This window comes from Bradyrhizobium sp. B120, assembly GCF_049075665.1.
Classification (GTDB): domain Bacteria; phylum Pseudomonadota; class Alphaproteobacteria; order Rhizobiales; family Xanthobacteraceae; genus Bradyrhizobium.
The window spans coordinates 7,199,132-7,223,344 of the sequence record NZ_CP185242.1 but is presented as its reverse complement, the minus strand read 5'-3'; the positions used below and the strand labels follow the sequence as shown (position 1 = coordinate 7,223,344).

Sequence of the window (24,213 nt, the reverse complement as noted above, 5' to 3'; positions counted from 1 at the left end):
GCGTCACCGTTGCAGGATGTGCACGTAACAGACCGCGCCGACGCCGACCATATGCGCCAGCCCAATCCGCGCTCCGCGATGCTGGCGCGCGCCGGCCTCGCCACGCAGCTGCATCACGATCTCGCCGATCTGGCCGATACCGGTGGGACCGATCGGATGTCCCATCGCAATCAGGCCGCCGGAGGGATTGATCGCGCATTGGCCGGCGATATCGAGTGCACCTTCCTTCAGCATGCGAACGCCATGTCCTTCGGGGCAGAGGCCGATGCTTTCGATGTAGTGCAGCTCCTCAACCGTGAAGGCGTCGTGCAGCTCAATGATGTCGAGATCCTTCGGTGAGAGTTTAGCTTGCGCCAATGCGAGCTCGGCGGTCTCCTTGGTGAGCGCCGCGTCGAAGCCGGCGCCGGGCGGATAGACCCGCTCGCTGCGGCCGACCGAGGCCGTGGTGCGAATGGCGCGGCCGGCGTCGATGCCTAATCTGCGAATGCCGTCCTCGGATGCGACGATGACGGCGGCGGCGCCTTCGCCGATCGGCGTGCATTGCAACGACGTCAGCGATCCCGACACCCGCTTACCGCCGAGCACCTCGTCGAGCGTGCGCTCCTGCTGCCGCTGCGCATTGGGGTTTTTGGCGCCGTTGCGATGGTTCTTCACCGCGACCAGCGCGATGTCCTCGGTCGAGGCGTTGTGGCGGACCGCGTATTCATTGGTCAGCAGCGCGAAATGCGTGAAGGGGACGATGGCGTCCTCGGTGAGGTTTCCGAGGCCGGTGTCCGGGCGCCGCACCGGATTGCGCTTGTCGACGCCAATTGCCAGCGCAACGTCGGAGATGCCGCTCGCGACCTCGATGCAGGCATGGCGGAACGCGGTCGATCCGGAGGCCGACGCATTCTCGACATGCATCAGCGGCGCGCCGGTCGCGCCGAGATGGCGCAGCATCGGCCGCCCCGACGCCATGCCGAGCAGCGCGGTCGCGACGTAGGTCGATTCCACCACGGGCCATTCGATGCGCGCATCCGCAAGCGCGGCGCGGATCGCGGTGAGGCCAAGCTCCACATAGGGCGTCTCGCTCGGGTTTTGGTAGCGATGCCAGCCGATGCCGACGACGTAGACCGGCCGCAGCTCGTTGAGTGATCGTGTCATGACGAACCTCCGGATCAATTAGGATGCGATGCTGAAGCGGAGATCGAGCACGGTCTCGCCGCTCTCGTTCTGTCCGATTGCGGCGAGCCTGCCGGTCACGCGCTGGCCCGGCGCAACCGGTGCGCTGTCGTCGGCCAGCAGGGTGCGAATGACAGGGCCGTCGTCGAGCGCGACCTTGACGATGGTGAAGGGAGCCGGGCGGTTCTTGTCGGCGTGGAGGTGAACGGTTGCTTCCGCAAGCAGCGTTCCCTTGGCCAAGAGTTCGCAAGGCGTCAGCGCATCGCCGTGGCTGCCGCAGCGCTCGCAGCCATAGGTCTGCATCGGGAAGAAGACGTATCCGCAGTGGCAGCGGCCGCCCTTGAGGCGAACTGTCGCCCCCGCCTGGTCATGAGGTGCTGCGGAATACCGCCCTGGTTTCAGCAGCTTGTTCGGTTGCATGCGTTTCCTCCAAAGAAACTTGTTGACTGACCAACAAACATTATTCTAGCTTGAATGCAAGCAAGAAGTCGCCGCACGGCAAAGGGAGCGAAGCTGAATGGCACGAGCAGTTCGACGCGCGCAGGAGCAGCGAGATGACGCGCCCGTGTCGGTGTCCCGGCGGACCCAGGTCGAGCGGCGCGATGAAGCGGAGCGCCGGATCCTCGAAGCGGCAGCTCTGATCGTCGCCGAAAACGGGCTCGAGGCGATCACGCTGGCGGAGGCCGGCGAGCGCGCCGGCTACAGCCGCGGTCTGCCGTCGCACTATTTCAAGACCAAGGCCGATCTGCTGTCGGCGCTCGGCACCTACATCATCGAATCCTTCATCACCGAGCGCCGCGCGTCCGCGCCGGGATTGACCGGTTACGACAGCCTGCTTGCGTCGTGCCGATACTACTTCGTGATGCCGGCGCGGAATCCTGTCATGGCGCGCGCCTTTCACGCCGTGCTGGCCGGCGCGCTCACCGTGCCGCCGATCACGGCCACCGTAGCGAAACTCAATCGCGAAACCCGAGGCGAGATCGCGGCCGCCCTGCGGGCGGGAATGGCCGAGGGCCGGTTGCGCGCCGATATCGATCCGGAGATCGAAAGCGCGCTCATCCACGCCACGCTGCGCGGATCGGTGGCGCAGTGGCTGGTCGATCCGGAGGGACTGGATCTCGAGGTCATCAGCGCGCACTTCATCGCGACGCTGGAACGGAGGCTGACGAAATGAGCGTCCTGCCGAACAGCGTCGAATACTGGGCCGCCAACCGCCCCGACGATGTCGCCTTCGTCGAGGGCGATCAGCGGATGACATGGTCTGAGCTCAACGATGCCGCGAACCGCGTAGCGCACGGCCTTGCGGCCCGCGGCGTCGTCGCCGGCGACATTGTGGTGTTGCGGACCCAGATTCGGATCGAGTGGCCGATCCTGAGCGAGGCGATTGGCAAGCTGCGCTGCTCGCTGCTCGGCCTGAACTGGCGGCTGACGCCGTCGGAGACGCAGTATGTGCTGTCCAACAGCGGCGCCCAGGTCATCGTCTGCGACGATGACGATCCGGCGGCGCTGAAGCCCGCATTTGAGGGGCTGCCGATCAAGCTTGCGGTCTCGATCGGTTCGGCGTCGCCCGGCTTCGTCGCATTCTCCGAACTGCTCGACGCGCCCGCCGAGCCGCCGCTGCATTCCACCGGCCGGCCGCCGCTGATCCTCTACACCTCAGGCACCACCGGCCTACCCAAGGGCGTGGTGTCGGCAGTGCAGCCGGGCGTGCAGATGGATCAACGCACCAGCGAATATCTCCGCGACGTGGCGCAGACCCGGCGCGGTGAGCCGGGCGGCGTGTCGCTTTTGACGCTGCCGCTGCATCATGGCGCCGGCCCGTCGCAGGTCTGGGGCGCGATCCAGCTCGGCAATCCGGTCATCCTGATGCGCCGCTTCGATCCGGAAGGCGCGCTTCGCCTGATCGCAAAGCACCGCGTCACCAACTGGACCGGCGTTCCCACCATGTACAAGCGCCTCGCGGCGCTGCCGAAGGACGTGCTCGATGCTTACGACGTGTCGTCGATCCGAGCGCTGTCGGTCGGCGCAGCGCCGGTGCCTTACGAGCTCAAGCGCTGGATCATCCGCTATTTCGGCTCAGGCGTGCTCGGCGAAGGATACGGCGCCACCGAAGTCGGCATGATCAGCTTCCTGCCGCCGGAGATGCAGGAACGCAAGCCCGGATCCAGCGGCCGCCCGCACAAGCATGTCGACATCTCGATTCGCGATGCTGAGGGGCGCGAGCTGCCGCGCAACCAGTCCGGCGAGATCTGGATCAGGACGCCGGTGACGATCCGCTCCTATCTGAACGGCAAGCCGCTCGGAACCGACACGCGCGACGACGACGGATATTTCCGCGTCGGCGATGTCGGGATGCTGGACGACGACGGCTATCTGTTCATCACCGATCGCGCCAAGGACATGATCATCGCCGGCGGCGTCAACATCTACCCGGCCGAGATCGAGGCCGCGATCCTCCGGCATCCCGACGTGCAGGACGTCGCTGTCATCGGCATCCCCGACGAGGAGTTCGGCGAGCAGGTCAAGGCGTTCTGCGAGCTGAAGCCGGGCCACATGACCAACGAGGCCGCGATCCTCGATTTCTGCCGCGACCATCTTGCTTCGTACAAGCGGCCCAAAACGCTGTCGATCGTCGATGAACTGCCACGCAACACCATGGGCAAGCTGCTCAAGCGCGAACTGCGCGAGCCCTACTGGAAGGGACGGGAGAGAAACGTATGAGTGATATTCTTGATCTGAACGGCAAGGTGACGCTGATCACCGGTGCGGGCCAGGGCGTCGGGCGCCAGATCGCGCTGCATTTCGCCGCGCACAACGCGGCCGGCATCGTCGTCAACGACTACTTCCTCGATCGCGCCGAACAGGTCGCGCGGGAGATCAACGCCGCCGGCGGCAAGGCGATCGCGGTGCAGGCCGACGTCACCGATCTCGCCTCGGTCAAGGCGATGGTCGGCAAGGCAGAGCAGGCTTTCGGTCCGATCGACGTGCTCATCAACAATGCCGGCAACGCCGGCGCGACCCCCGATCCCGATGCGCGCAAGCCGTTCTGGGAAACCGGCCCGGAGGTCTGGAACAGCTTCATCGGCGTCAACCTCTACGGCGTCATCAACTGCGCTTCGGCCTGCATCCCGCGGATGATCGAGCGCAAGGGCGGTCGCATCGTCACCATCATCTCGGACGCCGGCCGCGCCGGCGAGGCCGGCCTCGAGGTCTATTCGGGCGCAAAGGCTGGCGCCGCGGGCTTCACCCGCGCGGTCGCGCGCTCGCTCGGCCGCCACAACATCACGGCGAATTGCGTGGCGATTGCCGCGACGCTGACGCCCGCGATCGAGGCGCGGCTAAAGGCCGATCCCGAGCGGCAGAAGAAGATGATGGAGAAGTACGTCATTCGCCGTCCGGGCCTACCGTCTGACGTCGCCAACATGGTGCTGTTCCTTGCCTCCGATGCGAGCGCGTGGATCACCGGCCAGACCTATCCGGTCAATGGCGGCTTTACCTTCGCATTGTGAGGCGCAGCGATGACCACTGAGAGCGAACAGGTCGTTCTGACCGAACGGCGCGGCCACATCCTCGTCGTCACCCTGAACCGTCCCGAAGCGCGCAACGCGTGCAACGCTGCGCTGGCGCGCGGCATCTGCGATGCGATGGACCTGCTCGACGCGGAGGACGCGCTGTTCGCAGGCGTCATCACCGGCGCGGGCGGCAACTTCTCGGCCGGCGCCGATCTCAAGGCGGTCGCGCGCGGCGAGCGCGGTGTGACCGAACGCGGCGGCTTCGGCTTGTTTCGCCGGCCGCCGCGCAAGCCGCTGATCGCGGCCGTCGAGGGCTATGCCGTCGGCGGCGGGCTGGAGCTCTGCCTGTCCTGCGATCTGATCGTTGCCGCACGTGACGCCAAGATGGGCCTGCCGGAAGTCAGGCACAATGTCGTCGCCATCGGCGGCGGCCTGTTCCGGCTGCCGAAGCGGATTCCCTATCACGTCGCCATGGAACTGGCGCTGACCGGGCAGTTCAAGGGCGCGGAGTACTTCGAACGCCTCGGCCTCGTGAACCGGCTCGTCGAACCCGGACAGGCGCTGGAGGCGGCGGTTGCCTTCGCCAACGAGCTCCTCGTCAATGGCCCGACCGCGCTCGCCGCGTCGAAGGAGATCATTTTCCAGGCCGCGAACTGGACCGATGAAGAGGGCTGGACCGCACAGGGGCCGATCGCAGAACGCGCGCTGAAATCCGAGGATCGCACCGAGGGGCTGAATGCGTTCGCCGAGAAGCGCAAGCCGGTCTGGAAGGGTCGCTGATCATGCAGGTTGCTGTCCGCCGGAGCGCGCTCCCCGCTGCGATCGCAGATCGGCTTCGCCTGCCGCTGATCGCAGCTCCCATGCTGCGCGTCTCCGGCGTCGATCTCGTGACGGCGGTCTGCCGCTCCGGCGCGATCGGCGCGTTTCCGACCGCGAACGCCCGCTCGGTCGAGGAGCTCGATGCCTGGCTCACCCAGATCGAGCGCAATGTCGCCGATCTCGGCCGGCCGGCCGCGCCGCATTGCCCGAACCTCATCATCCGCCAGCCGCGCTTCAAGGATGATCTCGCCTGTCTCGTCAGGCACAAGGTCGAGATGGTCATCACCAGCGTGGGGTCGCCGGCGGCGGCGGTCGCGCCGCTGCACGATGTCGGCTGTCTCGTGTTGGCGGACATCGCGTCGCTCCGGCATGCCGAGAAGGCGATCGAGGCGGGCGCCGACGGTTTGATCCTGCTCACCGCCGGTGCCGGTGGGCAGACCGGCTGGGCCAATCCATTCGCCTTTGTGCGCGCGGTGCGCGCCATGTTCGACGGTCCGGTCGTGCTCGCTGGCGGCGTGACGGACGGCACCGCGCTCGCCGCGGCGCGGCTGCTCGGCTGCGATCTCGCCTATATGGGAACGCGCTTCATCGTTGCGCGCGAGAGCATGGCGAGCGATGCCTATCGGAGAATGCTGGTCGACAGCACGCTCGACGACATCATGCTGACGAAGGCCTTCACCGGCCTCGAGGCCAGCATGCTGCGGCCCTCGATCGTCGCCGCGGGTCTCGATCCGGCAAATCTCGACGAGTCCGTGTCGGAGGCGCGCGCGCGTGAAAAGTTCGGCGGAAAGGGCGACGCGGCAGCACCGCGGCGTTGGATCGAGGTCTGGAGCGCCGGTCATTCGGTCTCCGGCGTGCACGCGGTGACGGGAGCGGCCGACATCGTCGACGAGGTCGCCGCGCAATATCACGTGGCATTCGAAAGAGGCGCCGCATAAGGCGTCCAAATCCAGTGGAGGAAACCGATGAAGACGATCAGCCGTCGAACGCTGCTCGGGACGGCAGCGGCTGGGCTCGCGGTATCCATTGGCGGTAAGGCGTTTGCCGGCGCCTCCTATGATCCCGGTGCCAGCGATCAGGAAATCCGCATCGGGCAGTTCGGCCCGCTCAGCGGCCCGGTGTCGTCGTTCGGTGTGCTTGCGAACGCCATGGATGCCTATTTCCGCATGCTGAATGACGGTGGAGGCATCAACGGCCGCAAGATCAAGTTCATCAACTATGACGACGCCTACAGCCCGCCGAAATCGGTCGAAGCAGCGCGGCGCCTGGTCGAGGGCGATGAGGTGCTGTTCATCGCGGGCGCGATGGGAACGCCGGGCAACATCGCCGTGCAGAAATACATGAACGCACGCAAGGTCCCGCAGCTGTTCCTTGCGGCGGCCGCCAGCAAGCTGTCGGACCCGGCGGCCAATCCATGGACCATGGTCGGCGGATCGACCTACGAGATCGAGGGAGGTGTCGTCGGCCGCTACATCGCCGCCACCATGCCCGATGCGAAGATCGGCCTGCTGTATCAGAACGACGATGCCGGCAAGGCAACGCTGGCTGGCCTGAAGACCGGTCTAGGTGCCAGGACCGCGCAGATCACGTCCGAGCTGAATTATTCGGTCGGCGATCCGACCATCGATTCCCAGATCGTCCAGATCAAATTGTCCGGCGCCGACGTGGTGTTCCTCATCACCATCCCGAAGATGGCGAGCCAGGCGCTGCGCAAGATGGCCGCGCTCGAATGGCGGCCCCAGATATTTCTCGGTGCCGGCAATGCCTCGGTCCGCGCGACGCTCAAGCCCGCCGGCTTCGAGACCGCGCAGGGCATTCTCGCTTTTGCGACGCGACAGGACCCCGGCAATCCGCTCTGGGCCGACACGCCGGACATGAAGCAATACATGGCGTTCCTCGACCGCTACGTCCCGAACGCCGATCGCGCCGACGACCTCTACGCCATCGGCTACACCGCCGCGGCAACCGCTGCCCATGTCATCAGGCAATGTGGCGACCAACTGACGCGGGCCAATATCCTGCACCAGGCGACCAACCTGAAGAGCTTCGCCGCGCCGCTGCTGATTCCCGGGATCACCCTCAATACCACGCCGAGTGACTATGTGCCGATCAAGCAGTTCCAGCTGATGCGGTTCAAGGGCGAAGCCTACGAGAAGGTCGGCGCGTTGCTCACCGCAGCCTGAGGCTGCGGCCCTGTCGATCACCTCGTCCGCACATCCTTGTGAAGGATGTGACGCCCTCCCGCGCGTAACGCGCCCGGGGCGCGCTGCGTAATCCTGCCACGAACGCCGCAACCGCGGCTGATGGTGGCACCGCAGCGAGGGAAGAAACATCCGCATGAATCTATCGTTCAACATCGCCGAACAAGGCGAGGGGTCTTATCGTCTGCTCGCGATCCTGCGCTGGGTCATGGTGGTGATCTTCGTGTCGTTCGGCATGCAGAAGTTCACGCTGCAATCGGCGCAAGGCATCGTGCAATTCATCAGCAACAGCCCGTTCGTCTCGTGGCTGTCGGTGTTCGGCCTTCGCGGCGAGGCATATGTGCTCGGCATCACCGAGTTCGGCATCGCCGTGCTGCTTGCCGCCGGCGCGTTCAGCCCGATCCTGTCCGCAATCGGCGCATTGATGGGCGTGGTCACCTTTGCAGTGACGTGGTCGTTCTTCTTCACGACGCCCGGGGTGGTGAAATGGAGCCTGTCGACCGACCCGATGGCCTGGAACCTGGCCGGCGAGTTCCTGTTCAAGGACATCGTGCTGCTCTGCGTCTGCCTGGTGCTGCTGCTGGCGTCGTTGCCGCGGTCGATCGTCCGGTCGCGGACCGGATAGGCGCGCGCGCCGCGCGTTCGATAGTTAAGCCATGCTTAATCGCGGCATCGCGCGCGTCCTGCATCGGGAACAGGACAATCCGTCGCACGCAGCCGTGTCTTGCAAATCGAATCTCATGGGCCTATGCAACCCTTGATTGACGAATTGTTGCTAGTAAGAAACCGTCCCCCGGTTGGGAGCGGAATGTGACGAAGTCAGACATATCGGCGGCGAGCCCGGGAAGTGTCAGTATTGCCTCTCCGTCGCTGCGCGTTTCTCGTATTTTCAAGCGCCCCGCATTTTTTAGTTCCATTGCAGTTCCCGCGCCGTGGCTGGAGTGGGAGGGCGGTCGCGATCGTGGGTTCCGGGATTGACCGCCGGAACAGCGATCGGGCCGCCCGTTCCCCAGCCGCAATGGGTAACGGTGCAAGACGCGCGATCGTGAATTCGGACGCGTGGGTTCCACCGCTAGGATCGCGATGTCGCCATTTCTCGATGGCTGAACAGGTCCGCCTGCGGGTCACATCGCAAACATCCTCGCGAATTCGTTCTACATGAGACAATGGCTCTTCGTCCGGATCGCGGCCGTCCTGCTTGCCGTTGGCGCCAGCGTGCTGACGGGGGCGCGGGCTGATTCCGACATGGATGCGCAGATCAGGGACATCGTGACGGCGGAACTGGCGCCGACCGCGACTGCGTCCGATCCGGGCGGCCTCGCCGCGGCGGTCTATGCGGGCGGCCGGGTCGCCTTCTTCAACTACGGCTTCGCCGACACTGCGGCAAAGCGGCCGGTCACCTCGGACACGCTGTTCAATCTCGCCTCGCTGCGCAAGCTGTTCGAGGCGACACTGGTCGCACTCGGCACCGAGCGCGGCGAATTGCGGCTGGACGATCCCGTCGGCAAGTATCTGCCGGAGTTACACGGCAGCTACATCAGCCGCGTCACGGTCGGCGAACTCGTCAACCATACATCGGGGCTGCTGCTGCCGACCGATCATCCGCCCTGGCCGAACGAGGCCTTCAGCCGCGATCAGTTCATCGCGATGCTCAATGCCTGGATGCCTCCTGAAGGCGTGCAGCCCGGCAAGCAGCGCATCTACAGCCATGCCGGCTATGTCCTGCTGCAGCTGGTGCTGGAGCAGCGCTATCGCATGCCGATCGCGACGTTGATCGAGAGCCGTATCCTCAAGCCGCTCGGCATGACCTCGACCTTCATTCCGGATCGTGGCGAGGACAATCGCGCGGCGATGGCGCCGGAGATCATGCAGCGCATGGTCCAGGGCTACTCCCATGACGGCACGGCGATCGGTTCGCCCGGCAATCAGCAGAGCTATTACGATTTTCCCGGCACCGGCCAGATGTTCTCGTCGGCGCGCGATCTCGGCATATTGCTGCGCGCCTGTCTCGACGGCGCGGTGATCGATCCCGAATTGCGCGCGGCATTGCAGGTGACCATGCGCGAGAGTTTTCGTGTCGATGCGACGTTCGGGCAGGCGATGGCGTGGGAGCACGTGCGGCTGGACGGTGTCACCGTCATCGACAAGCCCGGCGGCCTCAACAATGCCTCGGCCTATATCGGCCTGGTGCCGGCGCGCCGGTTCGGCATCGTACTGCTCGCCAATCGGGGCGACTATCCGCACGAGATCGCGCGCTACGGGATCCTGCCGGCACTCGCGAATCTCATCAAAACCCAGATACACTAGCGGTGCCGCGTGCCAACCCGATGACACGGCCAGCGCGGCCGGGCAGGGGATGCATGCAAAAATCGTCATGGCGCGGAACCGTGATCGGCTATATAAACCGGTAGCTTCTTCTCCTGCTTGAAGAGGCTGATGTGACTGATTTACAAAATTCTGATTTGCACGCTCCTGATCTGCATACTTGGCTTTCGCAGCAGCCCCATGGCCTGCGAACCTACCGAACCCTCCAGGAAAAACTCGAGACCTTGAGCCGGCATCAGCCCGAGCAGCGGGCGATGTGCCGGCTGCTGAGCGGTCTCGTCGGCAATTACATCGAGGCCTTCGATGAGGAGCCGCTGCCGGTCACGGTCGCCGACCGCGCCTATGGCCGCCTGCTCGATCTCGTCGCAAGCCTCGATCTCAAGGGCAATCCCGACCGCCGCCTCGCCGACATCAACCGCATCGCGTCCTGCGATCTGCTGAATTGATCGCGCGTCATCCTCGCGCGGCGGCGAGCTCGCGATAGAGCGCGGCGTAGCGGCCGGCGCGATTGTGCCAGGAGACATCGGTGGCCATGCCGGCCTGCTGCAGCCGGCGCCAGGTCACCTTGTCGTTGAACAGCAGGTTCGCCGTGCGCAAGCCATGGGCGAGCGCTTCCGAGGTCACGGGTGCGAACTTGACGCCGGTCGCAGCACTGCCGGTGACCGCGGCTTCGTCGAAGCCCTGCACGGTGTCGGCAAGGCCGCCGACATTGGCAACGATCGGGACCGCGCCGTAGCGTAGCGCGCAGAGCTGGGTGAGGCCGCACGGCTCGAAGCGCGACGGCACCGCGAGCGCATCGGAGCCTGCCTGGATCAGATGCGCCAGCGCCTCGTCATAGCCGATCACCACCGCGATCCGCCCGGGATTGTCGCGCGCCAGCCCGGCGTAGCGATCCTGCAGATCGCGATCGCCGCTGCCGAGCAGCGCGAGCTGGATGCCTTCGCCGAGCAATGTCGGAATGTTCTCCAGCAGCAGGTCGAGGCCCTTCTGCCATGATAGCCGGCTGATGACGCCGAGCAGCATCGCATCCGGCGCCGGCTCGAGCCCGAACCGTCGCTGCAGCGCCACCTTGTTGGCTGCGCGCTCCGCGATCTGCCCGGCGCTGAAGTGCGCCGCGATGTTGGGATCGGTGGCCGGATTCCACACATCGATGTCGATGCCGTTGAGGATGCCGCTCAGCACGTCGGCGCGTTCGCGGAGCAGGCCGCCGAGCCCCATGCCGCCTTCGTCGCTCTGGATCTCCTGCGCATAGGTCGGCGACACCGTGGTGATGCGGTCGGCGAATTGCAGGCCGGCTTTCAAGAGACTGATGGTGCCGTAATATTCGACGCCGTGGAGCGAGTAGGCCTCGCCCGGCAGGCCGAACGCCGCCAGCATGTCCGGCGAGAATTGCCCCTGATAGGCGAGGTTGTGCACGGTCATCACCGTGCCCGGCCGCGGTTGGCCGCCATAATGCAGATAGGCTGGCGCGAGGCCGGCCTGCCAGTCATGCGCATGCACGACGTCGGGGACGAAGCCCTCGATCGCACCCCGGCCGATTTCGGCCGCCATCCGCGACAGCGCCGCAAAGCGGATGCCGTTGTCGGGCCAGTCGCGTCCGTCGGGACCGACATAGGGATTGCCGGGGCGCGCATAGAGGTGCGGCGCGTCGAGCGCGACAAGATCGAGGCCGTCATGGGTGCCGCCGAGCACGCGGATCGGCCCGCCGTAGAATTCGCCCCAGTGCAGCAGCGTCTCCGCCGAGGCAAGCGCCTTGAGCACATCGGGATAGCCGGGCACCAGCGTCCGCGTCGCGACGCCGTGCTGCTTCAGCGCCGCAGGCAGCGCGCCGACCACGTCGGCGAGGCCGCCGGTCTTGACGATCGGGTAGACTTCCGAGGCGACCGCGAGGACGCGGATGGGCGTCATGTCGGGAGCCTGTCGATCATCGGTTGCGTGATCAGCGTGATCCCGTTCTCGGTGGTGCGGAAGCGCTTTCCGTCGAACTCGGGATCCTCGCCGACCACCAGCCCTTCCGGAATCCGCACGCCGCGATCGATCACGACGTTTCTGAGCCGCGCGCCGCGGCCGACATTCACATAGGGCATGATCACCGCGTTCTCGACATTGGCGTAGGAATTGACGTGGACGCCGGTGAACAGCAGCGACCGGCGCAGTGCCGCGCCCGAGATGATGCAGGCGCCCGAGACCAGCGAGGTCACCGCCTGGCCGCGCCGTCCGTCCTCGTCGTGGACGAATTTGGCGGGCGGGGTGATCTCGGCATAGGTCCAGATCGGCCAGGCGCGGTCGTAGAGATCGAGCTCCGGCACGACGTCGGTGAGATCGATATTGGCGCCCCAATAGGCGTCGACGGTGCCGACATCGCGCCAGTAAGAGCGGGGATCGTCGCCGGAGCGGACACAGGAATCGTTGAACTGATGCGCCACCGCGCGGCCGTGCTTGACGATATAGGGAATGATGTCCCTGCCGAAATCATGGTTGGAATTCGGATCGGCGGCATCGCGGCGCAATTCGTCGAACAGGAATTGCGAGTCGAACACGTAGATGCCCATGCTGGCGAGCGACTTGTCGGGCTTGCCGGGCATCGGCGGCGGATCGGCCGGCTTCTCCAGGAACGACTGGATCAGGCCGTTGTCGTCGACATGCATGATCCCGAAGCCTGAGGATTCCGCGCGCGGCATTTCGAGGCAGCCGACCGTGACGTCGGCGCCGCTCTCGACATGCTGCTTCAGCATCACCTCGTAGTCCATCTTGTAGATATGGTCGCCGGCGAGCACCAGGATGTATTTGGTGCCGTGCGCCTCGAGGATGTCGATGTTCTGATACACGGCGTCCGCCGTGCCGAGATACCAATTGGTCTCCGAGACGCGCTGGCTTGCGGGCAAGATGTCAAAACTCTCGTTTCGTTCCGGGCGGAAGAAGTTCCAGCCGCCTTGCAGATGCCGGATCAGGCTGTGCGCCTTGTACTGGGTCGCCACCGCGATGCGGCGGATGCCTGAGTTCACCGCGTTGGAGAGCGCGAAATCGATGATGCGGGACTTGCCGCCGAAATACACCGCCGGCTTGGCGCGCCTGTCGGTGAGCTCCTGAAGTCTGCTGCCGCGTCCGCCGGCCAGCACATAGGCGAGGGCGTGACGCGACAATGGTTCATTTCCGACTGATCTCATGGTCATCCTCCCAGAACTTCAGGCTGGCCCCGCTACCTTCTCTTGTCCGGAAGGCCTGATCGGGCGCCAACGGGGCCGATTGGAACGTTAGCAAGCGCGCCCCGGTTGGGCAAAGCGGGATGGCGGATTTTCGTTCCCTGAATCCCGGCCTCCGAAGATCGGGGTTGCGGGCTGGTTAAGGCTATTGACGGCGCGCGATTTCGGCCTAGAGCAGGCCTGCGCATTTCCTGCCCAAGGCCGGCATCTCATGACAGTTTCTTCCGTCACGCCCCAGACCATCCGTGCAACACTGCTGCTGCGCCAGGAGATCGCGCTGCTCGATGTCAGGCATGAGGCCGACTTCGCCACAGGCCATCCGCTGTTTGCCGCCAACATGGCCGCCGGCCGGATCGCGCTCGAAGCCGAGCTGCGATTGCCGCGCAGGGATGTGCCGATCGTTCTCTATGACAATGGCGAGGGACTGGTCGCTGCCGCGGCCGGCGCGTTGCAGGCGCTGGGCTACAGCAACGTTGCGGCGCTTACCGGTGGCCTGCAGGGCTGGAAGGCGGCCGGCTACGAGGTGTTCGAGGACGTCAATTCCTACGCCAAGGCCTTCGGCGAGCTGGTCGAGTCGCGCAGGCACACGCCGTCACTGAGCGCCGACGAGGTCGCCGCCCTGATAGCGGACAAGGCCAACATCGCGATCCTCGATGTTCGTCGTTTCGACGAATATGCCACCATGAATATCCCGGGCTCGGTCAGCGTGCCCGGCGCGGAGCTGGTGTTGCGCGCAGGGAGCGCGGCGCCCGGTCCCGACACCACCATCATCGTCAACTGCGCCGGCCGCACCCGCTCGATCATCGGCGCGCAGTCGCTGATCAATGCCGGGCTGCCGAACAAGGTGCGGGCGCTGCGCAACGGCACGATCGGCTGGACGCTCGCGAAACACGAGCTCGAACATGGCGCCGGCAAGCGCGGCGGCGTCGGGCCGTTCGCGGGCGCCGCCGACAATGCGCGCGACGTCGCCTATCGCGCCGGCGTCCGCCGCATCGCCGCGGCTGAATTCGCGGCGCTGGAAAAGGACGCACACCGCACGCTGTATCGCTTCGACGTCCGCGACGCCGAGGAGTACGCCGCCGGTCACCTTGCCGGCTTCCGCCACTATGCGGGCGGCCAGCTGGTGCAGGAAATCGATATGGCCGCGCCGGTGCGCGGCGCGCGCATCGTGCTGACCGACGACAAGAGCATCCGCGCCGATATGACGGCGTCCTGGCTCGCACAGATGGGCTGGGAGGTATACGTGCTCGACGGCGGCTATGAGGCCCCACTCGAAGTCGGGCCGCCGCGCGTTGTGCCGAGGCCGGATCCCGCGCACCGCTACCGGCGTCCCTATGAAGGCACCGGCGTCGCAGAGCAGGCGATGCAGGCCTATCTCGATTGGGAGTACGGTCTGGTGGACCAGCTGCGCCGCGACGCGACGCATGGGTTCTACGTGATCTAGCGGATGACATGGTGACGGCGGTGCGACCGCATCGGTGCCGAGTTGCTGGGGCACGCCGCCAAAATATCGAAAACAACCCCATGCAAAGTAGCCGGTGGCTGCCGGCGGACACGGCAACTTGACTCGTCGGGCAACTCAACGGTATTGTTCTATTATTCAGAAATAGTGCAAGCCATCGTCGTCCCTGCCTAGTGCGCAATTGCGCACTAGGCAGGGACGACGATGAGGATGGTTCTCGATAAGGCGTCACACCACGCAGTGTCATCACCCGCGCATGCGGGTGATCCAGTATTCCAGAGACCACAGTGCTCGAGCCGAGGAGCCGCGGCCCATCCCTGTCATTGCGAGCGAAGCGAAGCAATCCATCGCTACCGCATCCGCGGCCAGATGGATTGCTTCGTCGCTATCGCTCCTCGCAATGACGCGGCTAAATATGCCCCGTGCTACTTCGGCAGCGCCACCGGCGTCAGCTTGAACGGGCCGGGGTCCTTGCCCTTGTTGTCGCCGATCACGTAGGACAGCTTGCCCTCGGCGACCCAGCCGACATCGCCGACCTGCGTCACCGAGACCGGCTCGGCCAGACCATCCTTGATGGTGTCGATGGTGGCCTCGCTGCCCTTCACCGTGACCTTGTCGAGCTTGCCGTTGCCCTCGATCAGCAGGAAGCCGCCGCCATGGGCGCGCAGCGCGTCGGCGTGGTCGAGCGGCCGCGACGGCTTCAGCTCGGTCACGGCGCCGGCCTTGCCGTCCTTCATCTCGATCCTGAACAGCTTGGCCGGGATGAAGGTCGTGACATAGAGGTTGCCGTCGGCGCCGATCGCGATGCCGTCGAGCCCGACACCGTCCTTGGCCGGCGCGAGCTGCGGATCGGTCGCGAACGTCGCCAGCGCCGTGCCGCCGGGCTTCAGGCTGTAAACAAACGGCGCGAAGGAATCGCTGACATAGGCGGTGCCGTCGGCACCGACCACGATGTCGTTGCAGAACGATTTCGGATCGCTCAGGGCGAAGCTGCCCTTCGGCGCGCCGCTCTTGAGATCGAAGGTCTTCAGCCAGGCGCCCTTGGTATCGCTCGGACCCGCGACGCCCATGGCGCTGATGTCGTTTGAGCAGACATAGAGCGTTCCGCTCTTCTCGTCGGCGAGCACACCCAGCGTCGAGCGGCTGTCGGCAGCACCCGGCTTGACCAGTTGCTCGGCCTTGCCGCCCGTGATCTTGGTCACGCCGCCATGGTTGAAGCTGCCGACAAAAAGCGTGCCGTCGGAGGTCGAGGTCACGCTCTCCGGAAAACTCTTGTCGGGGACGCCGACCGGAGCCGTTTCGGCGTGCGCCGCGCCGGCTATGCCAAGCGCAAGGATGATGGAAGCAGCGCCCGCTAGAGAAGCGCGGCGGATCTTGAGCAGTTCTCCCGTTGCGCGCGGATGTCCCGCGTCGCCTTTCTTTTTCGTCATGATCGCGTTTCCTCAATGAACCTGGTTGGACCAGGCAGGAATTGTGAGGCGATCGTCTCCGGTCGATGGTTGTTGTCTGCAGGGTTCCCGACCGGATTGTTCGCCCGCCTGCCTTGTCGTCTCGATATATACGATAGTATATAGCGAGAGGGAAGCAGCGAGCGCCGGAGGGCGCGTCATGGAGCGGGAATTGGCGGCGCGCCACCAATGCGTGTGCTGCGCAGGCGTCATCGATGGGCTTGCCGACGATGGTGCGATCGGACTCGATCCACGGAACGGCTTGTTTACCGACGAGTGTGCGTTCGTCTGCAACGAATGCACCGCGAGCCTGATCGGGGCCGCAGCACGACGCAGGCAGGAGACGGTTCGGCGGAAGTCGTGAGGCGGGATGTGTTGATGCAACAATCTCAGTGTCGTCCCTGCGAAAGCAGGGACCCATAACCACCGATGCTGATTATCTTGCGTTGCTGGAACGACGGGTTCCGTTCACAATATCCGCTGCGGAGTATGGGTCCCTGCTTTCGCAGGGACGACCGTGGAGTGTGTGTGGCGGGCTTTGCGTTCCCAAACTCGCAGGAGATCATCACTCTAGATGGTTGACCGTCGCCACTCAGGTGCGGATGTGCCCATAGGCTTGGGATTTGGGATTGCTTCGTCGCTTCGCTTCTCGCAATGACGGAAATAACCAGCCCGTTCAATCCGGGCTAAACGCGTCGTACACCAGCTTCCTGAACGCCGGCGTGATGCGCTGGCGTTCGTTCTGGGTCTGCTCGAGCATGATGTAGATCATGTCGAGCTTCGGATCGACGCCGAAATAGGTACCGCTGCCGCTGTCCCATTTCAACTCGCCGATCGAGCCGGGCGGCGGCGGCTTGGCAATGCCGGGATCGGTGCGCACGGCGATGCCGTAGCCGTAACCAAATCCGTCGCCGGGAAAGTACCAGTAGTCGCGGCCGACGCCGGAGCCCGGTCCGATATGGTCCGTCGTCATGGTCTTGAAGGCGGCAGGGCTTAGATAACGCTTGCCGTCGAGCTCGCCGCCATTGAGCAGCATCTGCGCGAAGCGCGCGTAATCGAGAATGGTCGACACCAGGCCGCCGCCGCCGGATTCCCACTCCGGATGCGCACGCCGGTCGTTCTCCCCCTCGATCAGGATCGTGTCCGACGGCAACGGCTCGGCCAGCCGCGTCCGTTCGGTTTCCGCATCGAGCACGTATCTTGTGTCGTTCATCTTCAGGGGATCGAAGATGCGCTCTTTCTCGAACTGATAGAGCGTCTTGCCGGCGACGATCTCGATCACCCGGCCGAGCACGTCGGTGGAATGACCGTAGCGCCACATCGTGCCGGGTTGTCGTGACAGCGGCAGCTTGGCGAGCCGCGCGGCGAATTCCTTGTTGTCGAACTTGCCGTCGAACAGATGTCCTGCGCGGTAGAGCTTCTGGATCCAGTCGGCGCCGATATATTCGTAGGTGATGCCCGAGGTGTGCCGCATCAGGTCCTCGATGGTGACCGGGCGGATCGGCGGCACCAGCTCGAGCTTGCCGAGATCGTTGCCGCCATCCGGCTCGATGCCGACCTTCACGTCGGCGAACGCCGGAATGTATTTCGACAACGGATCCTGCGGCGACAGCTTGCCTTCGTCGACCAGCATCATCGCGGCGGTGTTGGTGATCGGCTTGGTCATCGAATGCAGCGCGAACATGGTGTCCGGCCGCATCGGCGACTTGGTCGTGACGTCACGATAGCCGAAGGTCTTCAGATAGACCGGCTTGCCGTGCTGCTGGATCAGGATGGCGGCGCCTGGAATTTTTCCTGTCGCAACCTCGTTGTCGAAGAACGCGGTGATGCGTTCGAGCTTCTCCGGCGACGGGGCAGGGGCGTCGGTGGCGCGCGCCGCACTTGATGTGACAAGTGCAAGACACGCGATCGCGGTCGCAGCCCCACGAAGCGTCCGCACGGCACGCCGCGCTGTCCGATCATATCTGCATGACATTGAAAGCCGCCCCTGCCTGATGCCCTGAACGCCGTAGTTTTAGCGTAAGCGCCCCCGCACCATAATCATTTTCGGGCGAATTTATTCCCTGGCGATGGTCGAAATTTACACAATTTGCGTGGCGCCGACCGGCGTGCGCACGGCATTCGACAGCACCTGCAGCGCCTGGCTCAGTTCGGCGCGGTTGCGCGCGGCGCCGAGCGAGACGCGCAGCCCGCGCGGCGCGGCGTCGCCTGCCGCAAAGGCATCTTCGCCGACCACGGCCAGGCCATTGCGCATCAGATGCGACAGCAGGTCGGTGCCGTCGAAATGTTTTGGCAACGGCATCCAGAGATGGTGGCTCGCCGGCCGCGCCGCATAGGTGACGCCTTTGAGGAAGCGGGCCGCGAGCTGCTGGCGCGCCGCCGCCTCGTTGCGGATGGCGCGGATAATGTCGGCGGCGACGCCGGAGCGCAGCCATTGCGTGACGAGCGCGACCATCAGCGATGGCGGCATCTGCATGGTGGCCTGCATACCGGCGCGCATCCGCTGCTCGGCGCCGGCATCGGGCGCCAGCAGATAGGCGACGCGCAAGGCCGGCGCGATGCATTTGGCGATGCTCGCCGCAAGGTAGGTGCGTTCGGGGATCAGGGTTGCGATCGGCGCCACCTGCGGTTCGAGCGGGCCGTAGACGTCGTCCTCGATCAGGACGCAGCCGCGCTTTCGGATGATCTCGGCGATCGCCTTGCGGCGCGCCGCGTCCATCGTTGCGGTCGTAGGGTTCTGCTGCGTCGGCACCAGATAGACCGCCTTCGGCTTGTGCTTGCGGCAGGCCTCGTCGAGCGCGTCGGGGCGGGCGCCCTCCGCGTCCATCGCAACGCCAACGAGGCGGACATCGAGCCGCGCGGCCGCGGCCTTGATGCCGGGAAACGTCAACGCCTCCGTCAGCACGACATCGCCGGGCGAGGTCAGCGCCAGCAGGGCGTTGAAGATGATCGCCTGCGAACCCGGATAGATCACGATCCGGTCGGCCGATGCCTGCGGCACGCGCGGCTGCAGCCACGCGGCGCCGGCGTCGCGCTCGTCAGCGGTGCCGCCGGGACGCGCATAGCCGAGATAGGCGGAGAACCCGGCTTCGGAGCGGATGGTCGCCAACCCCTGCGCGATCCGCAGGTCGAGATTGGCCTCGACCGGCTGCGGCGGCAAATTCATCGACAGGTCGATGTTGACGGGGGCGGGCAGATCGGACGCCGCGCGCGCGGTGGTCTCCGAGACGAAAGTGCCTTGGCCGACCCGGGCGTCGAGCAGCCCGCGCCGCCGCGCCTCGCCATAGGCGCGCGTCACCGTGGTGAGATCGATATCGAGCGCCGACGCCAGCGCACGATGGGTCGGCAGCCGCTGGCCGCGGACCAGCCGGCCGCTCGCGATATCGGCGGCGAGCGCATCGACGATGCGCAGGAACATCGGGCCGTGCCATTCCGAAACTGTAGGGACCCAATCCATGCAATCCAGCGCTTTGTCTTTGATTGTATGCTCCACAATGCATATTGTATGGGTCAGCAGATCAGGTCAAGGACAACGACAATGACCGAGACGGTTTCCCTGCCAAAGGCGATGTTGCGCGGCTTCACCATGAAGTGCCCGAACTGCGGGCGCGGCCATCTGTTCGGCCGCTTCCTCAAGGTGGCGGATCATTGCGAGGTGTGCGGCGAGGATTTCACCCCGCAGCGCGCCGACGATTTCCCGGCCTATCTCGTGATCGTCGTGGTCGGCCACGTCGTGGTGCCGGCGCTGCTCTGGGTGGAGATGACCTACGCGCCGCCGGCCTGGCTGCAACTCGCGATCTGGCTGCCGTTCACGCTGTTCAGCGCGCTCGGACTGCTGCAGCCGACCAAGGGCGCGATCGTCGGCCTGCAGTGGCAGCTGGGCATGGAGGGATTCGCGGCGACGCGACGTGCGGCCGCGCCAGTGCGGGCGCGGACCAATGCCGGGCGAGCTCGCGAAGCCTGAAACCAACTACGGAAGCGTAGCCCGGATGAGCGAAGCGACATCCGGGAACAGCGGCCCCGCATATCGCTTCGCTCATGCGGGCTACAGCCCTGCAGCAAATTAGAAGCGTAGCCCGGATGGAGCGAAGCGCAATCCGGGGCAGTTGTGCCAGTGTGACGAACCCCGGATTTCGCTTCGCTCCATCCGGGCTACTTCATCAAATCGGACGGTGATGCGGCCGGAACATGCGGCCCTTTTCCGTTACCAGCACCACGGCGAGCGCGGCCAGCGTGCAGAGGAAGAAGCCGGTGGCGAACGGCAGCAGCGTGCCGTCGTAATCTTGCCCGATCGTGGTGCCGACGCCGATCCCGAGCAAGGTGGTGATGGTGCCGTAGAGCGAGGACGCGGTGCCGGCGATCTTGCCTTGCGGCTCCATCGCGAGCGCCGTGAAGTTCGCCATCATCAGCCCGAACGCGAACATCATCAGGCCCGCCAGTACCATGAACAGCGGGAGCGACAGCGTGTCGGTCTTCACCGCGAGGAACAGCGCGCCGGCGACGACGGCAAAACCGGTCAGCGCGGCGTGCGAGATCACGCGCATCCCGATGCGGCCGACGATGCGCGAATTGAGGAAGCCGGCGATCGCGACGCCGACCGCGCACGCGGCGAATGCGACCGGGAAGTAATGTCCGAGCTTGAAGACCTCGGTGAAGATCTGCTGCGAGGAGAACACGAAGGCAAACAGCGAGCCCTGCACGCCGCCGGCGGCGAGCGCGTAGCCGAGCGTCTGGCGGTTGGTGACGGTCTGGCGGAACGCGGACAGTACCTCAGGGATCGCCAGCGACTTGCGCAGTTCGAGCGGCAGCGTCTCCGGCATCCGCATCGCGCTCCAGGCCAGCGCGATCACGCCGTAGATCATCAACAGCACGAAGATGCCGCGCCAATGCGTCAGCAGCATCACCGCCTGTCCGAATGACGGCGCGATCACGGGCACCGCGATGAACACCATCATCGCAAGCGACATCACGCTCGCCATCCGCCGGCCGGCGTAGCAGTCGCGCACGATCGAGGTCGCGATCACGCGGGTTGCCGCGGTGCCGAGCCCTTGCAGCGCGCGCGCCAGGAGCAGCGTCTCGAACGAGGGCGCCATGATCGCGAGCAGGCCGGCGATGGTGTAGACGGTCATGCCGCCGAGCAGCACCGGGCGGCGGCCGAAACGATCCGACAGCGGGCCCATCACGAACTGGCCGACGCCGAAGCCGACCAGGAAGATCGACAGCACCATTTGCGGACGGTTGGCGTCGGCGATCTGGAACGCAGAACGGATGTTCGGCAGCGCCGGCAGCATCATGTCCATCGCCAGCGGGTTGAGCGCCATGATGGAGGCGATGACGACGACGAATTCCGGAAAGCCCATCGGGCGGTGGCCTGAGGACACCCAGGCATCGGCATTGATGTCAGACACTTAAAACCTCTTGGAGGCCGCCAGCATAGCGGTCTTGTTGCATTGCACAATCGGCGTTTTGGGATGGGAGACCGTCGGCGGCGGGTGAGGTAGCCGGGTCATGGAACCGGCCCCGAGGACGTTGGTTGGCGCGCTATCGTTGCTGCTGCAACTATTTTACTCGTCCCGCGCCGGAAGCTCTGCTATCCCGGTACCAGCATCCGTGCGGGGCAGGCGCATCGCGGCCGATCATGCCCGTACGGCCAAAAACGGGTTTGGGGAGGCCACATGTCCATCGAAATCTCCGCGCGCTCGCGCGGCGCAACGCTGTCGGATGAGGAGCGCAAGGTCCTCACCGCAACGCTCGTCGGCACCACCATCGAGTGGTACGACTTCTTCGTCTACGCCCAGGCGGCCGGCCTGGTGTTCGGTGCGCTGTTCTTCGCGCCGATGAATGCGAACAATCCGCTGCTGGCGCAGATCGTCTCGTTCGCGACGCTCGGCCTCTCCTTCCTGTTCCGCCCGCTCGGGGCCATCGTCTGCGGCCATCTCGGCGACCGCTTCGGGCGCAAGAACATGCTGGTCGTCACGCTGCTGTTGATGGGCGCTGCGACCGCGCTGGTCGGCCTGCTGCCGACCTACGCGCAGATCGGCGCCTGGGCGCCGGCACTCCTGATTCTTCTCCGCATCCTGCAGGGCTTCTCGGCCGGTGGCGAATGGGGCGGCGCGGCGCTGATGTCGGTGGAATCGGCACCTCGCGACAAGCGCAGCTTCTTCGGCTCGTTCCCGCAAATCGGCACGCCGCTCGGCATGATCCTGGCAACCGGCGTGTTGTGGGTCTTGACCGCGACGCTCGGCAAGCAGGCGATGATCGAATGGGGCTGGCGGATTCCGTTCCTGCTCTCGATCCTCCTGATCGTCGTCGGCATCATGATCCGCCGCACGGTCGAAGAGTCCCCGGTGTTCCTGGCGATGCAGCGCCGGCACAAGGAATCCTCCGCGCCGCTGCGGGAATTGATGCGCAATCATGCGAAGGAGATCCTGCGCACCGCGTTGATCTTCATGGCCAACAATGCGGCCGGTTACATCCTGATCGCGTTCATCATCAGCTACGGCACCAACACGCTGAAGATGCCGTCGGAGCAGCTGCTGCTGATCGGCACGCTCGCGGCGGTGAGCTGGTTCATCTTCACGCTCTTGGGCGGCATCTTTGGCGACAAGATCGGCCGCGTGCGCTGCTTCCAGATCGGCTACGGGTTGATGGTGCTGTGGGCGGTGCCGATGTGGTTCCTGATCGACAGCAAGAACCTGCTGCTGTTCTTCGTCGGCGCGGTCGGCCTCACCATCGCGCTCGGCCTGTCCTATGGCCCGCAGGCGGCGCTCTATGCCGAGCTGTTTCCGGCCAAGGTGCGCTATTCCGGCGTCTCGATCGGCTACGCACTCGGCGCCATCTTCGGCGGCGCCTTTGCGCCGATGATCGCGCAATGGATCATCGGCACCTACGGCCAGTCCTGGCGCGTCGGCGTCTATATCGCGGTGCTGTCGCTGATCTCGCTGATCACGGTGTCGACCATCAAGGACCCGCAGGGTGTCGATCTGAACGTGAATGACGTGGGGGCGTAGGCTCTGTAGCGCGGATTAGCCGCAAGGCGTAATCCGCCATCGTTTCTGCGTCGCGGTGGATTACGCGGAGCCTGTCATTGGGCCGCCCTTCGGGCGGACCCGTTGGCTAATCCACCCTACGCAGCGGCGCGAGCCGCCGCGCATCGCCCTTCAATCCCGCATTTGCTTGTAGACGATATCGCGTATCGCGGATAGCGCCGGCGGCTCTGAACGTCCGGGCAGGCGAACGATCGCAAACAGGGAGGGTTTGATTTCGGGCCGAACCGGAAGCTCGACCAGTAGTTTCGCCTCAATCTTTTCGCGCGCGGGCGCCACGATGCCGAAATAGACCGTGTTCGTGCTCACCACGCAATCGATCATGCTCGCGATATCCTCGCACACGATCGTAAGGCTTTCATCGGGATGCGCCCGAGGTCCATAATTCGCGATCAGCCCCCTCGTCTGCGCTTCAGAGTGGATCGTCGATGCGAGTGGATAGAGGGCGACATCGCTGAATGACAGGCGTTTCCGACGCGCCGCCGGATGGCCGCGTCGTGCCAGGAAGCCCACCCGAAGTGGTGGCAGAATTTCAAGGCTGAGATCGGACGTGGGCGGGATGGAACTGCTCTCGACGACCAGCATGTCGAGGCGGCGCTCGCGCAAAGCGGTGACTTGCTGCGGAATAGGTCCGCGCGCCAGCGTCAAGCGGAGCCTGCGTTGCTGGCGCGTCGCGTAGGCCAACAGCGGCGCCGCCAGTACGGCGCTTGGGGTCGAGCCGAGCCCTACGCGAATTCGCCCTCCCGCGCCGCCGCGCTGCATGGCGACGACCCGGGAGAGCTCGTCGGCCTCAAATACGACATGCCGCGCGTGTTCAAGCACCGCCCGGCCGAAAGCCGTGATCTCGTTTTTCTTGCCGATCCGGTCGATCAGTTTCAGGCCGAGCTCGGCCTCGAGCTGGGCAATGCTGCGCGACAGGGCCGGCTGGGTCAGGTGGATGCGCTCCGCCGCCCGGGTAAAGGTCCCGGCCTCCGCCAGGGCCACGAAGTGGCGAAGCTTTTGCAGGTTCATCCGAAATCCATAACCAATCGGCATC

Annotated in this window: 21 protein-coding genes; 12 read left to right on the top strand and 9 right to left on the bottom strand. The window is 65.2% G+C overall.

All coding sequences use genetic code 11. The features are described from left to right. Positions 1-3: 3 nt before the first annotated feature. Both ACOIX3_RS33555 and ACOIX3_RS33550 read right to left on the bottom strand, forming a co-directional pair. Positions 4-1,143 (bottom strand): thiolase family protein, encoded by a 1,140-nt coding sequence (locus ACOIX3_RS33555; protein ID WP_420966324.1) that lies wholly within the window; start codon positions 1,141-1,143, stop codon positions 4-6. A gap of 18 nt (positions 1,144-1,161) precedes the next feature. Continuing rightward, the gene (locus ACOIX3_RS33550; RefSeq protein ID WP_420966322.1) at positions 1,162-1,581 is read right to left on the bottom strand and encodes a Zn-ribbon domain-containing OB-fold protein; all 420 of its coding nucleotides are present in this window, start codon (positions 1,579-1,581) and stop codon (positions 1,162-1,164) included. Between the two features lie 97 nt (positions 1,582-1,678). Here ACOIX3_RS33550 and ACOIX3_RS33545 point away from each other — a divergent pair, with 97 nt between their 5' ends. The 9 genes from ACOIX3_RS33545 (at position 1,679) to ACOIX3_RS33505 (ending at position 10,464) form a co-directional block, all read left to right on the top strand. After that, positions 1,679-2,335 (top strand): TetR/AcrR family transcriptional regulator, encoded by a 657-nt coding sequence (locus ACOIX3_RS33545; RefSeq protein WP_420966320.1) that lies wholly within the window; start codon positions 1,679-1,681, stop codon positions 2,333-2,335. Next, positions 2,332-3,882: a class I adenylate-forming enzyme family protein gene (locus ACOIX3_RS33540; RefSeq protein ID WP_420966317.1), complete on the top strand. Its 1,551-nt coding sequence runs from the start codon at positions 2,332-2,334 to the stop codon at positions 3,880-3,882. The genes ACOIX3_RS33545 and ACOIX3_RS33540 overlap by 4 nt, the downstream gene beginning before the upstream one ends. Continuing rightward, positions 3,879-4,670 (top strand): SDR family NAD(P)-dependent oxidoreductase, encoded by a 792-nt coding sequence (locus ACOIX3_RS33535; RefSeq protein ID WP_420966314.1) that lies wholly within the window; start codon positions 3,879-3,881, stop codon positions 4,668-4,670. The genes ACOIX3_RS33540 and ACOIX3_RS33535 overlap by 4 nt, the downstream gene beginning before the upstream one ends. Positions 4,671-4,679: 9 nt before the next feature. After that, complete coding sequence (locus tag ACOIX3_RS33530; protein ID WP_420966312.1) at positions 4,680-5,453, top strand: crotonase/enoyl-CoA hydratase family protein; 774 nt, start codon at positions 4,680-4,682, stop codon at positions 5,451-5,453. Between the two features lie 2 nt (positions 5,454-5,455). Next, positions 5,456-6,430 (top strand): NAD(P)H-dependent flavin oxidoreductase, encoded by a 975-nt coding sequence (locus ACOIX3_RS33525; RefSeq protein ID WP_420966309.1) that lies wholly within the window; start codon positions 5,456-5,458, stop codon positions 6,428-6,430. Positions 6,431-6,457: 27 nt separating this feature from the next. Then, the gene (locus ACOIX3_RS33520) at positions 6,458-7,675 is read left to right on the top strand and encodes an ABC transporter substrate-binding protein (RefSeq protein ID WP_420966308.1); all 1,218 of its coding nucleotides are present in this window, start codon (positions 6,458-6,460) and stop codon (positions 7,673-7,675) included. 154 nt (positions 7,676-7,829) lie between these two features. Beyond that, positions 7,830-8,318, top strand: coding sequence for a DUF417 family protein (locus tag ACOIX3_RS33515; RefSeq protein WP_420966306.1), 489 nt, complete (start codon positions 7,830-7,832; stop codon positions 8,316-8,318). Between the two features lie 533 nt (positions 8,319-8,851). Next, on the top strand, positions 8,852-10,000 hold the full coding sequence (locus tag ACOIX3_RS33510; RefSeq protein WP_420966304.1) for a serine hydrolase: 1,149 nt from the start codon (positions 8,852-8,854) through the stop codon (positions 9,998-10,000). A 155-nt stretch (positions 10,001-10,155) separates the two neighbouring features. Continuing rightward, entirely contained in the window at positions 10,156-10,464 is a 309-nt protein-coding gene (locus ACOIX3_RS33505) for a hypothetical protein (RefSeq protein ID WP_420971849.1), read from the top strand. A gap of 7 nt (positions 10,465-10,471) precedes the next feature. Here ACOIX3_RS33505 and glgA read toward each other — a convergent pair whose 3' ends face one another. Both glgA and glgC read right to left on the bottom strand, forming a co-directional pair. After that, a complete protein-coding gene (glgA, locus tag ACOIX3_RS33500) occupies positions 10,472-11,926 on the bottom strand; it encodes a glycogen synthase GlgA (protein ID WP_420966302.1) in 1,455 nt (484 codons plus the stop codon). Next, positions 11,923-13,185 carry a glucose-1-phosphate adenylyltransferase gene (glgC, locus tag ACOIX3_RS33495; RefSeq protein WP_420966300.1) on the bottom strand — a complete coding sequence of 421 codons (1,263 nt, stop codon included), beginning with the start codon at positions 13,183-13,185 and terminating at the stop codon, positions 11,923-11,925. Before glgC ends, glgA begins: the two co-directional genes overlap by 4 nt. A 247-nt stretch (positions 13,186-13,432) precedes the next feature. Here glgC and ACOIX3_RS33490 point away from each other — a divergent pair, with 247 nt between their 5' ends. Continuing rightward, positions 13,433-14,665, top strand: a complete 1,233-nt coding sequence (locus ACOIX3_RS33490) for a rhodanese-like domain-containing protein (protein WP_420966298.1) — start codon at positions 13,433-13,435, stop codon at positions 14,663-14,665. A gap of 443 nt (positions 14,666-15,108) precedes the next feature. Here the strand turns inward: ACOIX3_RS33490 and ACOIX3_RS33485 are convergent, their stop codons facing one another. The 3 genes from ACOIX3_RS33485 to ACOIX3_RS33475 all read right to left on the bottom strand — a co-directional run bounded on the left by ACOIX3_RS33485 (position 15,109) and on the right by ACOIX3_RS33475 (position 19,588). Continuing rightward, a complete protein-coding gene (locus ACOIX3_RS33485; RefSeq protein WP_420966296.1) occupies positions 15,109-16,113 on the bottom strand; it encodes a hypothetical protein in 1,005 nt (334 codons plus the stop codon). Between the two features lie 694 nt (positions 16,114-16,807). Then, on the bottom strand, positions 16,808-18,106 hold the full coding sequence (locus ACOIX3_RS33480; RefSeq protein ID WP_420966294.1) for a serine hydrolase domain-containing protein: 1,299 nt from the start codon (positions 18,104-18,106) through the stop codon (positions 16,808-16,810). A 105-nt stretch (positions 18,107-18,211) separates the two neighbouring features. After that, on the bottom strand, positions 18,212-19,588 hold the full coding sequence (locus ACOIX3_RS33475; RefSeq protein WP_420966292.1) for a PLP-dependent aminotransferase family protein: 1,377 nt from the start codon (positions 19,586-19,588) through the stop codon (positions 18,212-18,214). Positions 19,589-19,669: 81 nt separating this feature from the next. On the opposite strand from ACOIX3_RS33475, the gene ACOIX3_RS33470 reads away from it, so the two are divergent. Next, complete coding sequence (locus tag ACOIX3_RS33470; protein ID WP_420966291.1) at positions 19,670-20,095, top strand: DUF983 domain-containing protein; 426 nt, start codon at positions 19,670-19,672, stop codon at positions 20,093-20,095. Positions 20,096-20,291: 196 nt separating this feature from the next. On the opposite strand, the gene ACOIX3_RS33465 is transcribed toward ACOIX3_RS33470, so the two are convergent. Continuing rightward, positions 20,292-21,491, bottom strand: a complete 1,200-nt coding sequence (locus ACOIX3_RS33465) for a multidrug effflux MFS transporter (RefSeq protein ID WP_420971848.1) — start codon at positions 21,489-21,491, stop codon at positions 20,292-20,294. 315 nt (positions 21,492-21,806) lie between these two features. Here ACOIX3_RS33465 and ACOIX3_RS33460 point away from each other — a divergent pair, with 315 nt between their 5' ends. Then, a complete protein-coding gene (locus ACOIX3_RS33460; RefSeq protein ID WP_420966289.1) occupies positions 21,807-23,141 on the top strand; it encodes an MFS transporter in 1,335 nt (444 codons plus the stop codon). 150 nt (positions 23,142-23,291) lie between these two features. On the opposite strand, the gene ACOIX3_RS33455 is transcribed toward ACOIX3_RS33460, so the two are convergent. After that, positions 23,292-24,188 (bottom strand): LysR family transcriptional regulator, encoded by an 897-nt coding sequence (locus tag ACOIX3_RS33455; RefSeq protein WP_420966288.1) that lies wholly within the window; start codon positions 24,186-24,188, stop codon positions 23,292-23,294. Positions 24,189-24,213 lie beyond the last annotated feature (25 nt).

What these genes read in the sequence shown, in the direction of transcription:
- ACOIX3_RS33555 (WP_420966324.1), bottom strand. Translation starts at nt 1,143, where the DNA reads ATGACACGATCACTCAACGAGCTGCGGCCGGTCTACGTCGTCGGCATC.
- ACOIX3_RS33550 (WP_420966322.1), bottom strand. Translation starts at nt 1,581, where the DNA reads ATGCAACCGAACAAGCTGCTGAAACCAGGGCGGTATTCCGCAGCACCT.
- ACOIX3_RS33545 (WP_420966320.1), top strand. Translation starts at nt 1,679, where the DNA reads ATGGCACGAGCAGTTCGACGCGCGCAGGAGCAGCGAGATGACGCGCCC.
- ACOIX3_RS33540 (WP_420966317.1), top strand. Translation starts at nt 2,332, where the DNA reads ATGAGCGTCCTGCCGAACAGCGTCGAATACTGGGCCGCCAACCGCCCC.
- ACOIX3_RS33535 (WP_420966314.1), top strand. Translation starts at nt 3,879, where the DNA reads ATGAGTGATATTCTTGATCTGAACGGCAAGGTGACGCTGATCACCGGT.
- ACOIX3_RS33530 (WP_420966312.1), top strand. Translation starts at nt 4,680, where the DNA reads ATGACCACTGAGAGCGAACAGGTCGTTCTGACCGAACGGCGCGGCCAC.
- ACOIX3_RS33525 (WP_420966309.1), top strand. Translation starts at nt 5,456, where the DNA reads ATGCAGGTTGCTGTCCGCCGGAGCGCGCTCCCCGCTGCGATCGCAGAT.
- ACOIX3_RS33520 (WP_420966308.1), top strand. Translation starts at nt 6,458, where the DNA reads ATGAAGACGATCAGCCGTCGAACGCTGCTCGGGACGGCAGCGGCTGGG.
- ACOIX3_RS33515 (WP_420966306.1), top strand. Translation starts at nt 7,830, where the DNA reads ATGAATCTATCGTTCAACATCGCCGAACAAGGCGAGGGGTCTTATCGT.
- ACOIX3_RS33510 (WP_420966304.1), top strand. Translation starts at nt 8,852, where the DNA reads ATGAGACAATGGCTCTTCGTCCGGATCGCGGCCGTCCTGCTTGCCGTT.
- glgA (WP_420966302.1), bottom strand. Translation starts at nt 11,926, where the DNA reads ATGACGCCCATCCGCGTCCTCGCGGTCGCCTCGGAAGTCTACCCGATC.
- glgC (WP_420966300.1), bottom strand. Translation starts at nt 13,185, where the DNA reads ATGAGATCAGTCGGAAATGAACCATTGTCGCGTCACGCCCTCGCCTAT.
- ACOIX3_RS33490 (WP_420966298.1), top strand. Translation starts at nt 13,433, where the DNA reads ATGACAGTTTCTTCCGTCACGCCCCAGACCATCCGTGCAACACTGCTG.
- ACOIX3_RS33485 (WP_420966296.1), bottom strand. Translation starts at nt 16,113, where the DNA reads ATGACGAAAAAGAAAGGCGACGCGGGACATCCGCGCGCAACGGGAGAA.
- ACOIX3_RS33480 (WP_420966294.1), bottom strand. Translation starts at nt 18,106, where the DNA reads ATGTCATGCAGATATGATCGGACAGCGCGGCGTGCCGTGCGGACGCTT.
- ACOIX3_RS33475 (WP_420966292.1), bottom strand. Translation starts at nt 19,588, where the DNA reads ATGGATTGGGTCCCTACAGTTTCGGAATGGCACGGCCCGATGTTCCTG.
- ACOIX3_RS33470 (WP_420966291.1), top strand. Translation starts at nt 19,670, where the DNA reads ATGACCGAGACGGTTTCCCTGCCAAAGGCGATGTTGCGCGGCTTCACC.
- ACOIX3_RS33465 (WP_420971848.1), bottom strand. Translation starts at nt 21,491, where the DNA reads ATGGGCTTTCCGGAATTCGTCGTCGTCATCGCCTCCATCATGGCGCTC.
- ACOIX3_RS33460 (WP_420966289.1), top strand. Translation starts at nt 21,807, where the DNA reads ATGTCCATCGAAATCTCCGCGCGCTCGCGCGGCGCAACGCTGTCGGAT.
- ACOIX3_RS33455 (WP_420966288.1), bottom strand. Translation starts at nt 24,188, where the DNA reads ATGAACCTGCAAAAGCTTCGCCACTTCGTGGCCCTGGCGGAGGCCGGG.